This window comes from Pseudomonas synxantha (genome assembly GCF_900105675.1).
GTDB lineage: Bacteria > Pseudomonadota > Gammaproteobacteria > Pseudomonadales > Pseudomonadaceae > Aquipseudomonas > Aquipseudomonas synxantha.
The window spans coordinates 3,085,471-3,098,941 of the sequence record NZ_LT629786.1; the positions used below are offsets into that span (position 1 = coordinate 3,085,471).

The following is a 13,471-nucleotide window of genomic DNA, read 5'->3' on the forward strand; positions in this document are numbered from 1 at the left end:
GCCTTTCAGGCGGATAAATTGTCGAACAATCCTGGCTTTCGTCGTTGAGACCCATTATCATCCGGCGCCTTCTCGCTACCCGCAGGGTAGTTGTTTCAATGTGTCACCCGAGGCGCCCATGTACCGTTTTTCGTTTCACCGCCCTTTGTTTGCGATCAGCCTGGGGCTGGTCAGCCATTCTGTTTGTGCTGCACTGCAACCCATGGCCGAAGCTCCGCTGGCCAGCGACACCGAGCTGCACTGCCACTTTAACCGCGACGCCAGCACCGACTGCACCACCACCGAGCACTACACCATCCTCAAACCCAGCGGCCGCGAAATGCTCTCGCGTATCGACTTCGATTACTCCGAAGGTGACACCTTTAAAGTGATCAGCGCGCAGTCCACACAGCCCGGCGCCAAGCCGGTGGCCCTGGCCGATACGCAAATCGACACACGCACCGCGCCCAACCCGGACCAGGGCTTCAGCCGCGACAAGCAAACTTCCCTGGCCTTCCCCAACCTGCGGGTGGGCACACAGATCCGCTACACCGTACGCCAGCACTACCCAGCCAAGCCGCTGGTGACCCAGTTCCACTATGTGCTCAAGTTCGGCCCCGGCGCGGCCCGCCGTGATCGCTTCAAGGCACGCTTCACCGCCGAACGGCCGATCCAGTGGCGCAGTGAAATGTTCGACGGTTTCAAGGTCACTTCTTCGAGCAACGGCAAGACCCTGGATGTGGTGCTCAAAGCGCCGATCTACGTCAACTACATCAATGAATCTTCCGCCGCCGCACTGCTGCGCATCCCACGCCTGGAAGTGGGCAGCGCGGTGGAGCGCCAAGCCTACTTCGGTGATTTAGCCCAGCGCTACAACCAGATCCTCGGTGCCAGCCTGCCGGCGCAAGCCGCCACCGCCGTGACCGCCGCACGCAGCCTGGCGCCGGCCGAACAAGTGGCTGCGCTGATGCAGCACATCAATGATCACTACCGCTACCTGGGTGACTGGCGCGCCACCGAGCGTGGCTACGTGCCATTTAGCCTGGCGGAAATCGAGCAGCACGGTTACGGCGACTGCAAAGACCTGGCAACCCTGCTGACCGCCATGCTCAAGGCCAGTGGCATCAAGGCCGAAACCGCGTGGGTAAGCCGTGGGGATGTGGCAGCCGCTTTGCTGATCCCAGGCCCGCAGGCGCCAAACCACGCCATCGTGCGTGCCGAAGTGGACGGCCAGGTGTGGTGGCTCGACCCGACCAACCCGGTCTTCGCCCCCGGCCAGACCATGCCCGACATCCAGGACCGCTGGGTACTGGTCAACGATGCCCAGGGCCAGGTGCGCGAAGAACACATCCCAGTGGAGCGCCCCGAGGTCGTGGTGCGCCTGGACAAACATGTGCAGTTCGGTAAGGAAGGCGATGGCGCAGTCGAGGCCACCGTCACCTTCAGCCGCCTGTGGCTGATGCAATTGAGCACCGCCGACCGCCAACAAGGCACCACCGCCACCGACCAGAACATCTGCGCCAACTTCGGCAATGACATCAGCGACTGCCAGATCACCCGCGAACCCACCGGGTTTGTGGTGCATGACGGTTACAGCGTCAACGCCCGCATGAACGACCAGCGCGTCCTGGAAAAACTGGCTAATGACTACGTCTACACCGACCCGTCGTTGAAAGACCGCTGGGAGGGCTACATCAACTATCGCAGTCACGGACAGCAGGCTGACCTCTACCTGGGCAACCCTGAAACCTATGACTACACCTATACACTGGCAGGCGGAAAAATGGAAAAAGCCGTCCCCGGCTGCAAGGTCCGCTCGCCATGGTACGACCTCGACCTGGATGGGAAGCTGGAGGAAGGTTCGCTGCGCTATCACTATCGCCTGAGCCAGAAAAAACGTTGGCTGACCCATGCGGAAGTAGCCAGTGACACGTTCGGCAAGATGATTGAAGAGGCTCGGGCCTGTGCCGAGCAGGTGCATCAAGTCGTGAAGCTCTAAGATCTCTCTGGAATTACGCAACCCAAATGTGGGAGGGGGCTTGCCCCCGATAGCAGTGGTTCAGTCACAGCTGCATTGACTGATACACCGCCATCGGGGGCAAGCCCCCTCCCACATTTTGCTCCCCGTTCCGTCAGTCGGATTCGCCGAGCAGCAAACCCTGCTCCCGGGCACACAACTCCACCACATAATCCCACAACACCCGCAACCGCACCGACTTGTGCAGCTCCCGGCGCGAGCTGATCCAGTAGCTGCGCTGGATGCTCTCTCCCGGCAGCAACGGCACCAAGTCCGCGTCGCCAGCCGCCATGAAGCACGGCAGCACGGCAATGCCCAACCCCGAACGCGCCGCCTGGTGCTGGGCAATCACGCTGGTGCTGTGGAACACCACCTTGGGGTTACGGCAGAAGCTGCTGAGAAATTTCAGTTCCTGGCTGAACAGCAAATCATCCACGTAATCGATCCAGGCATGCGCCGCGAGGTCTTCGCGTTTTTCGATGGGTGGGTTGCGCGCAAGGTAAGCGCGGCTGGCATATAGCGCGAGGCGGTAGTCGGTGAGTTTGCGCGTCACCAGTTGATCGACGCTGGGGCGTTCCAGGTGGATGCTGATCTCCGCTTCGCGGTTGAGGATGCTGACAAAGCGCTGCACCGCGACCAGCTCCACTTCCAAGCCCGGGTAGCGTTCGAACAATCCCCCCATGCGGCTCGCAAGGAACATCACGCCCAGGCCTTCGGCGACACCGAGGCGGATCTTGCCCAGGGGCGCAGCGGCGTGGGTAAGTTCGTCTTCGGCCAGCAGCGCCAGGTTTTCCATGGCTTCGGCATGCTTGAGCAGCGCTTCGCCGGAAGGCGTCAGCTCATAGCCCTGGGCATGTTGCACGAACAACGCAGTGCCGAGGCTTTTTTCGATGGCCTCGATATGCCGGGCCACGGTGGCATGCGTGGTCTTCAAGCGTTGCGCGGCGGTGAGCAGGCGGCCACTGCGCTGCAACTCGAGAAAAAACCGCAGGTCATTCCAGTCGAACATGTCGCCTCCCTTGCCTGAACCCCGCCGACGCTGTTTAAAAACGCACAGCAGCTGGGTAAAAACTAACATTTTTAAGACGAAAACTAACAACTAGGATGGGGGCAATAAGAAAAACAAGCGAGACCCCAGATGCCCATTGCAACTGCTGAATACGATTACATCGTGGTCGGCGCCGGCCCCGCCGGTTGCCTGCTGGCCAATCGTCTGTCCGCCAACCCCGCCCACCGCGTCCTGCTGCTGGAAGCCGGTGGCCGCGACAATTACCCTTGGATACACATTCCCGTCGGTTACCTGTTCTGCATTGGTAACCCGCGTACCGACTGGTGCTTCAAGACCGAAGCCCAGGCCGGCCTGCAAGGTCGCGCCTTGAGTTACCCGAGGGGCAAGGTGCTGGGCGGCTGCTCGTCGATCAACGGCATGATCTACATGCGCGGCCAGGCCCAGGACTACGACGGCTGGGCGGCAGAAGGCAATCCGGGTTGGGCCTGGAAAGACGTACTGCCGTTGTTCAAGCACAGCGAAAACCACTTTGCCGGCGGTTCTGAATTCCACAGCGATGGCGGCGAGTGGCGTGTCGAACAACAGCGCCTGTCGTGGCCGATCCTCGATGCGTTTCGTGAAGCGGCAGCCCAGAGCGGTATCGCTAATACCAGTGACTTCAACCAGGGCGATAACGAAGGTTGCGGCTACTTCCAGGTCAATCAAAAGGCCGGTGTGCGCTGGAATGCGGCCAAGGCATTTCTCAAGCCAGTCCGCCAGCGGCCCAACCTGACCGTGCTGACTGACGTGGAAGTTGACCGGGTGCTGCTGGAAAACGGCCGCGCCTCCCAGGTGGTCGGGCGCCAACACGGCCAGCAGCTAAGCTGGAAAGCGCGCAAGGAAATCGTGCTGTGCGCTGGTGCCGTTGGCTCGCCGGGCATCCTGCAGCGCTCCGGCATCGGCCCTTCCAATGTGCTCAAGCCGCTGGGCATTGAGGTACTGCATGAACTGCCTGGGGTCGGCGGCAACCTGCAGGATCACCTGCAATTGCGACTGATCTACAAGCTGGAAAACGCCCGCACCCTCAACCAGATTGCCGGCACGCTGTGGGGCAAAATGGGCATGGGCCTGCGCTACCTGTATGACCGCAGCGGCCCGCTGTCGATGGCACCGAGCCAACTGGGCGCGTTTGCTCGCTCCGGTCCGGAGCAGACCTCGGCCAATCTTGAATACCACGTGCAGCCGCTGTCCCTGGAGCGCTTTGGCGAGCCGTTGCATGGCTTCCCGGCGTTTACCGCATCGGTCTGCGACTTGCGCCCGCAAAGCCGCGGCCGCGTGGATATTCGCTCGGCCAATCCGGCGGATGCGCCGCTGATACAACCCAATTACCTCAGCCATCCCGAGGACCTGCGCGTGGCCGCCGACGCCATCCGCCTGACCCGACGCATCGTCGCCGCACCGGCCCTGAGCCAGTTCAAACCGGTGGAATACCTGCCCGGCGACGCGCTGCAAACCGAAGAGCAACTGCACGAAGCCGCTGCCCGTATCGGTACTACCATCTTCCATCCGGTTGGCACCTGCCGCATGGGCAATGACCAGAACGCCGTGGTCGATAGCCAACTGCGTGTGCATGGCATTCCCGGCCTGCGCGTTGCCGATGCGTCGATCATGCCGCGCATCACCTCCGGCAATACCTGCTCACCCACGCTGATGATCGCGGAGAAGGCCGCGCAGCTGATCCTTTCACCGACTACAAGGAGCCTCGTCGCGCAGAAAGAACTGGTTCATGCAATCTGAATAGCGGCGTCAAACCTGGCGCCGACAGTGGAACAACAATAAATAATCACTGTGAGGGACACCCGATGTCAGAACATGCTCAACCCCTGGGCTCGGCGGCCAGAGCAAGCACCGCCAACGAATCAAGAAAGGTCATTTTCGCCTCGTCCCTGGGGACGGTGTTCGAGTGGTATGACTTTTTCCTCTATGGCGCCCTGGCGGCGGTGATCAGCAAACAGTTCTTTGCCGGGGTCAACGACACCACGGCGTTTATCTTCGCCTTGATGGCCTTTGCCGCCGGTTTTGTGGTGCGGCCGTTCGGTGCGTTGGTGTTCGGCCGCCTGGGCGACATGATCGGGCGCAAGTACACCTTCCTCGTCACCATCATCCTGATGGGCGTGGCGACCTTCTGCGTCGGGCTGTTACCCACCTACGCCAGCATCGGTATCGCCGCGCCGATCATCCTGATCGTGCTGCGCATGCTGCAAGGCCTGGCTCTGGGCGGCGAATACGGTGGTGCGGCCACCTACGTGGCCGAGCATGCACCGCCGGGCAAGCGCGGGCTGCATACCAGCTGGATTCAATCCACCGCCACCCTCGGCCTGTTGCTGTCGTTGCTGGTGGTGCTGGCCTGCCGTTATTTCACGGGCGATCAGTTCGAAGTGTGGGGCTGGCGCATTCCGTTCCTGTTTTCCATCGTACTGCTGGGCATCTCGACCTGGATCCGCATGAGCCTGCACGAGTCGCCGGCCTTCTTGAAAATGAAAGAGCAAGGCAAGGCCAGCAAGGCGCCGATCCGCGAGTCGTTCGGTAAATGGGAAAACCTCAAGGTGGTGCTGATCGCGCTGTTCAGCATTAACGGCGGCCAGGCCGTGACCTTTTACGCGGCGCAGTTCTACGTGCTGTTCTTTCTGACCCAGTTCCTGAAGATGGACCCGGCCCTGGCCAACATGCTGTTGATCATCAGCGTGGTGATTGGAGCGCCGTTCTTTATCCTGTTTGGCTGGCTGTCAGACAAAGTCGGGCGCAAACCGGTGCTGATGCTTGGCCTGCTGTTGGCGACCGCGCTGTACTTCCCGATCTTCAAGGGCCTGGCGCACTACACCAACCCGGCGATGGACCAGGCCAGCCGTCAAGCCCCGATTACTGTATTGGCCGACCCGGCCACCTGCACCTTCCAGTTCGACCCGGTGGGCAAGGCGCGTTTTGACAGCCCGTGCGACAAGGTCAAGACCTTTCTGGTCAAACAGGGCCTGCCCTACAGCAGTGCTGCCGCCCCGGCGGGCAGCCCGGTGCAAGTGAGCGTGGGCGATGTGCGCATCGACGGCTTTGATGAGGCAGCCCTGCGTGGCGCCGTGGCCCTGGCCGGCTACCCGACATCGGCCGATGTGGCCCAGGTCAACAAGGTCATGGTGGTGGTGCTGATCGTGGTGCTGATCCTGATCGCGGCCATGTGCTACGGGCCATTGGCGGCGCTGATGGTGGAGCTGTTTCCAACACGCATCCGCTACACCTCGATGTCCCTGCCCTACCATATCGGCAACGGCTGGTTTGGCGGGTTCCTGCCGACGGTGTCGTTTGCCCTGGTGGTGTACACCGGCGATATCTTCTATGGCCTGTGGTACCCGGTGGTGGTGACGGGGGTGAGCCTGGTTGTCGGGTTGTTCTGTCTTAAAGAAACCCGGCATGTGGATATCGACAATAACTGAGTTCGTTTGAACACTGGAGATCCCCTGTAGGAGGGGCGGTGCGACGATTCGATTTGCTCCCGATAGCAGTGGTTCAGTCAATATCTTCATGGCTGACACACCGCAATCGGGAGCAAGCCCCTCCCACATTCGGTTGTTGTTGCTCACACATATTGCTGTACATCCATACAGATAATGGTTGCTCAAATCCCTCTGACTGAGCATCCTGCAAGGCATCAATCCAATCTGATGGGATGACCATGCGGCTGTACCTCTGTGAAAAACCCTCCCAGGCCAAGGATATCGCGGCCGTGCTCGGCGCCAGCCGCCGCGGCGACGGTTGCTGGCTGGGCAATGGGGTCACCGTCACCTGGTGCATCGGCCACCTGCTGGAAACCGCTCCGCCTGACGCCTACGACGCCAAGTACAAGCGCTGGGTGCTGGCCGACCTGCCGATCGTGCCGGAAAAATGGAAGATGCTGGTCAAGCCCAAGACCGCCAGCCAATACAAGGCCGTCAAGCGCTTGCTGGGGGAAGCCCAGGAGTTGGTAATTGCTACCGATGCCGACCGCGAAGGCGAGATGATCGCCCGCGAACTGGTGGAGCATTGCCGCTATCGCGGGCCGATCCAGCGCTTGTGGCTGTCGGCACTGGACGACGCCTCCATTCGCAAGGCTTTGGCTGCGCTCAAGCCCGGAGCCGAAACCTTCAGCCTGTATCATTCGGCGCTGGGCCGCTCCCGAGCCGACTGGCTGATCGGCATGAACATGAGCCGCCTGTTTACCTTGCTGGGGCGCCAATCCGGTTACCAGGGCGTTTTGCCGGTAGGCCGGGTGCAGACTCCGACCCTGCGCCTGGTGGTGGACCGCGACCGCAGCATCGCCGATTTCGTGCCGGTGGCTTATTGGGCCATTGATGTCGACCTGCGCCACGAGCGCATGACCTTCACTGCTCAGTGGCGCGCCCATGACGATGCCTGCGACGATCAGGGCCGCTGCCTTAACCCGCAATTGGCGCGGGACGCCGCCGACGCCATGCTTAACGCCGCCACTGCGCGGCTGGTGAAGCTGCGCACCGAACGCATGCGCGAAGTGGCGCCCCTGCCCTTCGACCTCGGCACGCTGCAGGAAATCTGCTCGAAGAAGCTCGGCCTCGGCGCTCAGGAAACCCTGGATATCGCCCAGTCCCTCTACGAAACCCATAAGGTCATCACCTACCCGCGCAGCGATTGCGGCTACCTGCCGCTGAGCCAGCACAGTGAAGCACCGAAGATTCTCGCGGCCCTGGGCCGTGCGGATGCGGCAGTCAACGAGCTGATGCCGCACATCGACCCTCAACGCCGCTCGCGGGCCTGGAACGACGCCAAGGTCAGCGCCCACCACGGCATCATCCCCACCGGGGCGGGCAAGGATTTAAGCCAACTGACCGGCAAGCACCGTGCGGTCTATACCCTGATACGTGCGCGCTACCTGGCGCAGTTCCTGCCCAACCATGAATATGACCGCACCCAGGCGGACTTCGACTGTGCGGGCCAGGCATTGCGCGCGGTAGGCAAAGTCATTATCGAGCCAGGCTGGAAACGCGCATTGCCCGAAGCCCTGGCCCCCGCCAAAGGCCGAGAAGCGCCCGCGCCACAGGCCTTGCCGACGCTGGTGCAGGGCCAGGACTACGCCGTGGCCAAAGTCAATCTCAAGGACCTGTGGACCCAACCGCCCAAGCCCTTTACCGAAGGCGACCTGATCAAGGCGATGAAAAACGTCGCCAAGCTGGTGGAAGACCCACTGCTCAAGCAAAAGCTCAAGGACACCACCGGCATCGGCACCGAAGCCACCCGCGCCGGGATCATCCAGGGCCTGCTCGACCGTGGTTACCTGGTGAAGAACGGCAAGGCCCTGTCGGCCACCCCGGCGGCATTCAGCCTGATCGACGCAGTGCCCCGCGCCATTGCCGACCCTGGTACCACCGCCATCTGGGAGCAGGCGCTGGACATGGTGCAAAGCGGCGAAATGAGCCTTGAGGAATTCGTCGCCAAGCAAGCGGCGTGGATGAGCAAGCAGGTGGCGCGCTGCAACGGCATGCGCATGACTATCACCGGCCCCGCCAGCCCCGCAGGCCGAGGCGCCACACCCTGGAAGAAGAAACGCAAGAGCGCCCCACGCAAGACCGCAGCCAGACCCAAGCGGGCGAAAAAACCGTCAACGGCGGGGTAAAACCGGAAAAAATCCGGCAAATGACGTTTTTCGACGGGTTTAACGCCGCTTTGGGTCTTGCCCTGCCGTGGGCCGTCTAGGATTCTGTAGGGGATCTGGACTACCTACAACAACACCGGAGTGGCCGCCATGAAGACCGTCGCACAATTGCTGAAAGCCAAGGACCAAAAAAACCAGGACGTCCATACGATCAAATGGGATCACACCGTCTTTGAAGCCTTGGTCCGGATGTCGGAAAAAAACGTCGGGGCTCTGCCGGTGGTCAAGGATGACGTGGTGGTAGGCATCATCAGTGAACGTGATTACGCGCGCAAAATCATGCTCAAGGGCCTGTCGTCGGTCACCACCAAGGTCCATGAGGTGATGAGTTCGCCAGTCATAACGGTGGACACCCATAAAAGTGTCGAAGAATGCATGAACATCATGACCGACAGTCACCTGCGCCACCTGCCGGTGGTCGAAGACGGCAAACTGCTTGGCCTGCTGTCCATCGGCGACCTGGTCAAGGAAGCCATTGCCGAACAAGCAGCCTTGATCCAGCAGTTGGAGCAGTACATCCGCGGCGAATAGGGGAACCCATGCTCGACACCTTGGTACATCAGGAAGACCACCTCGACACCCTGCACAGGGCCATGGCCGGACGACACTTTGTGGTGCTGACCGGTGCAGGGATCAGCACCTCGTCGGGCATCCCTGATTACCGCGACAGTGAGGGTGTGCGCCGGGGCAAGGCCCCAATGATGTACCAGGAATTCCTCGCCACCCCAGAGGCGCGGCGCCGTTACTGGGCGCGGGCGATGCTGGGTTGGCCGCGGGTGCGCATTGCCCAGCCAAACAAGGCCCATCGGGCGCTGGCGACGCTGCAACAGCGCGAGCTGATCAGTGGGCTGATCACGCAAAACGTCGACACCCTGCATGACCAGGCCGGCAGCCACGATGTGATTGAGCTGCATGGCAGCCTGCATCGGGTGCTGTGCCTGGATTGCCAACTGCGCAGCGCACGCGATGCGATCCAGCGGCAGATGGACGTCGATAACCCTCACATGGCGCAGGTGCATGCCGTGCAAGCGCCGGATGGCGACAGCTTGCTCGACACCGCGTTCGAACAGCGCTTCCAGGTGCCCCGCTGCCCCCATTGCAATGGCGAACGTCTCAAACCTGACGTGGTGTTCTTTGGCGAGAACGTCGCACCGGCAACTGCGCTTAAGGCGATGAGTGCGGTAGACCATGCTGACGGTTTGCTGGTGGTGGGGTCGTCGCTGATGGCCTATTCGGCGTTCCGCTTGTGCAAGGCGATGGTCGAACAGGGTAAGCCGGTGATTGCGATCAACCTGGGCAAGACCCGAGGGGACGAACTGCTGCAGGTTAAAATCCAGGCCTCCTGCGAGCAGCTACTGCCGTTGCTTGTCGAACGAATGTAGGAGCGAGCTTGCTCGCGAAAAACCTGAGCGCACCGCGTGGGTGTCAGGTGTTCCGAGTCATCGTTGACGATTTTCGCGAGCAAGCTCGCTCCTACAGGGAGTTAAACGCTCGACCAGCAACTCCAAAAATGACGCCCAAGTCACGTTTTCCCGCATTCTCCCGCCCCCACAACGATTTATGTAGTGATCAAAAATAATCACTACATAACCGTTGACGTAAGCTTTTTGTCCTTGCATGATCTAGACGTCTCCCGGATCGGGAGCGTTGGTAACACGCGTTTTGAACAGGCTCGTCTGACCGCCGAGCTGTTTTTCCGGATGTGCACTGCCCACAAGGCGGATTGATGAAGCTGACCAGCCCCGAGAGGGACAGGTACAAGGAGCCTAAACGCTGCTTGTCTTCGTTATGAAAGCATTGCGTAGCAGTTCATCAGCAAGACTACATGCATCAGGCTCAAGACCCTGCCCGTATTCGGCAGACCGTCACTGACGCCCGGTTTTCCGAACCGGAGACAACTAAAGAGTTTTAACGAATCAACTGATAGATCGCCAACTGGTCAAGGGGCTTACACATGAATCTGAACAACCAACCAACTATCGATGAATTGGCTGAGATGTTCGCAGCGCAGAAAGACACACTCGACGACCATATCCTGTGGATTGGCAAATCGGGCGAAGTGCAAATTGACTGCCTGGCTCCCAACACCAAAGAGGCCGAGTTCGACCGCAATAACCGTGAGCTGGCGGCGCGCCTGAAGATGTACCGCCGGGGCCAGGGTTATGTCGGCAAGAAAGCCGCGGCCGACCGCAATTTTATCGAGCAGGTGTTCGATACCCTTAACAATGCCTGGGCATCTTTCAAGGATAACTCGCAGGTTAAAGTGATCGATCGCTACTACTAATAAGCATCACTCGATCAAGTATGGGAGTTGGCTTGCCAGCTCCCATACTTTTTTGTGAGTTGTTCAAAAAGTTGGAAACCTGCCCTTCCCCGCTTCATCGCAAAAGATATCAAACAATACTTGGGCCGCCGCCGATAGTTCATGCCCAGGCTTGGTCAATACTCCTATCGGCCGCTCGATCACCGGGCCGCTCAAGGTAATGCAATGTGCCCCCGCTTCCTCCATTTGCCGCGCACATAACGCCGGCACCGCGCTGACCCCCAAGCCACTGGCAACCATCTTGCCCACCGTCACCAGTTGATGGCTTTCCAGCGCCACGGGCAGCTTCATTTGCAAAGCACCCAAGTGATCTTCCAGCATCACCCGCACCGTAGATGGCCGCTGCAAGGTAATGAACGGATGCTCCAACAGGGTTTTCCAGTCGATTTCAGCGCATTGCGCCAAGGGCGAATCTCCCGGCACCACGGCAATAAAGCGGTCCAGGTACAGCGGCGTGAAGGCCAACGATGAACCTTCGGACGGCTCGAATGCCACGCCCAGCTCGACCTGGCGATCACGCACCATCTCCAGCACTTGTTCATTGATCAGGTCATGCACCGTCACATTCACCTGGGGGTAACGGGCGCGGAATATCTTCAGGATCGGCGGCAACAAGTTGCCGGCGAACGATGGCATCGCCGCTACCGTTACCCGCCCGCGTTGCAGCGTGAATCGCTGGCGCAGTTCGTCCTCGGCATTGTCCCAGTCAGCGATCAATCGACGTGCCAGGGGCAACAGCGATTCACCTTCAGGGGTTAGCGCAACATTGCGTGTGTTACGGCTGAACAAGCGTCCACCCAACCCTTCTTCCAGGCCCTTGATCGTTAAGCTGAGAGCCGATTGAGAAAGGTGCAGGCGCTCGCAGGCCGCGGCAAAGCTCAGGCTCTGGGCCACGGCGAGAAAGGCACGCATCTGTTTAACGGTCATGGAGCTGCTCCGGACGAAGGATCGACTATGCTGTTTTCTAAATCAATCAACCTTAAAAAACAACTTAACAAATCAATCCATCAGCGCAACACTCGGTTCACTGGCTGGACCACAAACAATAAAAGAGGTGCATATGGCAGGTTTCGATAAACGTGTGGCGTCCTATGAAGAAGCGCTGGCAGGTCTGGAAGATGGCATGACCGTGCTCTCCGGCGGTTTTGGCCTGTGTGGCATTCCGGAAAACCTCATCGCCGAAATCAAACGCAAAGGCACCCGCGACCTGACAGTGGTTTCCAACAACTGCGGCGTCGATGGCTTCGGCCTGGGTGTGCTGCTGGAAGAAAAGCAGATCAGCAAAGTGATCGCCTCCTATGTAGGTGAAAACGCCTTGTTCGAAAAGCAGCTGCTCAGCGGCGAAATCGAAGTGGTGCTCACTCCCCAAGGTACCCTGGCGGAAAAAATGCGCGCAGGCGGCGCCGGTATCCCGGCCTTCTTCACCGCCACCGGCGTCGGCACCCCGGTTGCCGAAGGCAAGGAAACCCGCGAATTCAATGGCCGCCCCTACTTGATGGAAGAATCCATCACCGGCGATTTTGCCATCGTCAAAGGCTGGAAGGCCGACCACTTCGGCAACGTCATCTACCGCCACACCGCCCAGAACTTCAACCCGCTGGCCGCCACCGCCGGCAAGATCACCGTGGTCGAAGTCGAGGAAATCGTCGAACCGGGCGAGCTGGACCCGGCGCAGATCCACACCCCTGGCATCTACGTCGACCGGATCATCTGCGGCACCTTCGAGAAGCGCATCGAACAGCGCACCGTCCGCAAATAATCCACGTCCAGAACAATAAGAGGAAATCACCATGGCGCTTACCCGCGAACAAATGGCTCAACGCGTCGCCCGCGAAATGCAGGACGGCTATTACGTAAACCTGGGCATCGGCATTCCGACCCTGGTGGCCAACTACATCCCCGACGGCATGGAAGTGATGCTGCAATCGGAAAACGGCCTGCTCGGCATGGGCCCGTTTCCTACCGAAGACACTATCGATGCCGACATGATCAACGCCGGCAAGCAAACCGTCACTGCGCGCATCGGCGCATCGATCTTCTCCTCTGCCGAGTCCTTCGCGATGATTCGCGGCGGGCATGTCGACCTGACTGTGCTTGGCGCATTTGAGGTGGATGTGCAAGGCAACATCGCTTCGTGGATGATCCCCGGCAAGCTGGTCAAGGGAATGGGCGGCGCCATGGACCTGGTGGCTGGCGCGGAAAATATCATCGTGATCATGACCCACGCATCCAAGGACGGTGAGTCCAAATTGCTCAGCCAGTGCAGCCTGCCTCTGACCGGCGCGAACTGCATCAAGCGTGTACTGACGGACCTTGCGTACCTGGAAATCGAAAATGGCGCTTTTGTCCTCAAGGAACGCGCACCTGGCGTCAGCGTTGAAGAGATTGTGAGCAAGACCGCCGGTAAACTGATCGTCCCGGACCACGTTCCAGAAATGCACTTCCAGTGAG

Annotated in this window: 11 protein-coding genes; 9 read left to right on the forward strand and 2 right to left on the reverse strand. The window is 60.1% G+C overall.

Annotated elements, in window-relative coordinates:
• The first annotated feature begins 118 nt into the window (after positions 1 to 118).
• Positions 119 to 1,978, forward strand: a complete 1,860-nt coding sequence (locus BLU48_RS14295; RefSeq protein WP_057024185.1) for a DUF3857 domain-containing transglutaminase family protein — start codon at positions 119 to 121, stop codon at positions 1,976 to 1,978.
• A 133-nt stretch (positions 1,979 to 2,111) separates the two neighbouring features.
• On the opposite strand, the gene BLU48_RS14300 is transcribed toward BLU48_RS14295, so the two are convergent.
• Entirely contained in the window at positions 2,112 to 3,005 is an 894-nt protein-coding gene (locus BLU48_RS14300; RefSeq protein WP_057024186.1) for a LysR family transcriptional regulator, read from the reverse strand.
• A 129-nt stretch (positions 3,006 to 3,134) separates the two neighbouring features.
• On the opposite strand from BLU48_RS14300, the gene BLU48_RS14305 reads away from it, so the two are divergent.
• The 6 genes from BLU48_RS14305 (at position 3,135) to BLU48_RS14330 (ending at position 10,981) form a co-directional block, all read left to right on the forward strand.
• Positions 3,135 to 4,781, forward strand: a complete 1,647-nt coding sequence (locus tag BLU48_RS14305; RefSeq protein WP_057024187.1) for a GMC family oxidoreductase — start codon at positions 3,135 to 3,137, stop codon at positions 4,779 to 4,781.
• A 65-nt stretch (positions 4,782 to 4,846) separates the two neighbouring features.
• Positions 4,847 to 6,469: an MFS transporter gene (locus BLU48_RS14310; RefSeq protein ID WP_057024188.1), complete on the forward strand. Its 1,623-nt coding sequence runs from the start codon at positions 4,847 to 4,849 to the stop codon at positions 6,467 to 6,469.
• A 239-nt stretch (positions 6,470 to 6,708) separates the two neighbouring features.
• Positions 6,709 to 8,658, forward strand: coding sequence for a DNA topoisomerase III (locus BLU48_RS14315; protein ID WP_057024260.1), 1,950 nt, complete (start codon positions 6,709 to 6,711; stop codon positions 8,656 to 8,658).
• Positions 8,659 to 8,787: 129 nt separating this feature from the next.
• Positions 8,788 to 9,228 (forward strand): CBS domain-containing protein, encoded by a 441-nt coding sequence (locus BLU48_RS14320; protein WP_003190337.1) that lies wholly within the window; start codon positions 8,788 to 8,790, stop codon positions 9,226 to 9,228.
• Between the two features lie 8 nt (positions 9,229 to 9,236).
• On the forward strand, positions 9,237 to 10,079 hold the full coding sequence (locus BLU48_RS14325; RefSeq protein WP_057024189.1) for an NAD-dependent protein deacetylase: 843 nt from the start codon (positions 9,237 to 9,239) through the stop codon (positions 10,077 to 10,079).
• A gap of 572 nt (positions 10,080 to 10,651) precedes the next feature.
• A complete protein-coding gene (locus BLU48_RS14330) occupies positions 10,652 to 10,981 on the forward strand; it encodes a hypothetical protein (protein ID WP_046071979.1) in 330 nt (109 codons plus the stop codon).
• A gap of 63 nt (positions 10,982 to 11,044) precedes the next feature.
• Here the strand turns inward: BLU48_RS14330 and BLU48_RS14335 are convergent, their stop codons facing one another.
• Positions 11,045 to 11,947, reverse strand: a complete 903-nt coding sequence (locus BLU48_RS14335) for a LysR family transcriptional regulator (RefSeq protein ID WP_057024190.1) — start codon at positions 11,945 to 11,947, stop codon at positions 11,045 to 11,047.
• Between the two features lie 133 nt (positions 11,948 to 12,080).
• On the opposite strand from BLU48_RS14335, the gene BLU48_RS14340 reads away from it, so the two are divergent.
• Together BLU48_RS14340 and BLU48_RS14345 are read left to right on the forward strand one after the other, a co-directional pair.
• A complete protein-coding gene (locus BLU48_RS14340) occupies positions 12,081 to 12,779 on the forward strand; it encodes a CoA transferase subunit A (RefSeq protein ID WP_010211319.1) in 699 nt (232 codons plus the stop codon).
• 31 nt (positions 12,780 to 12,810) lie between these two features.
• Complete coding sequence (locus tag BLU48_RS14345) at positions 12,811 to 13,470, forward strand: CoA transferase subunit B (protein WP_003190327.1); 660 nt, start codon at positions 12,811 to 12,813, stop codon at positions 13,468 to 13,470.
• Position 13,471 lies beyond the last annotated feature (1 nt).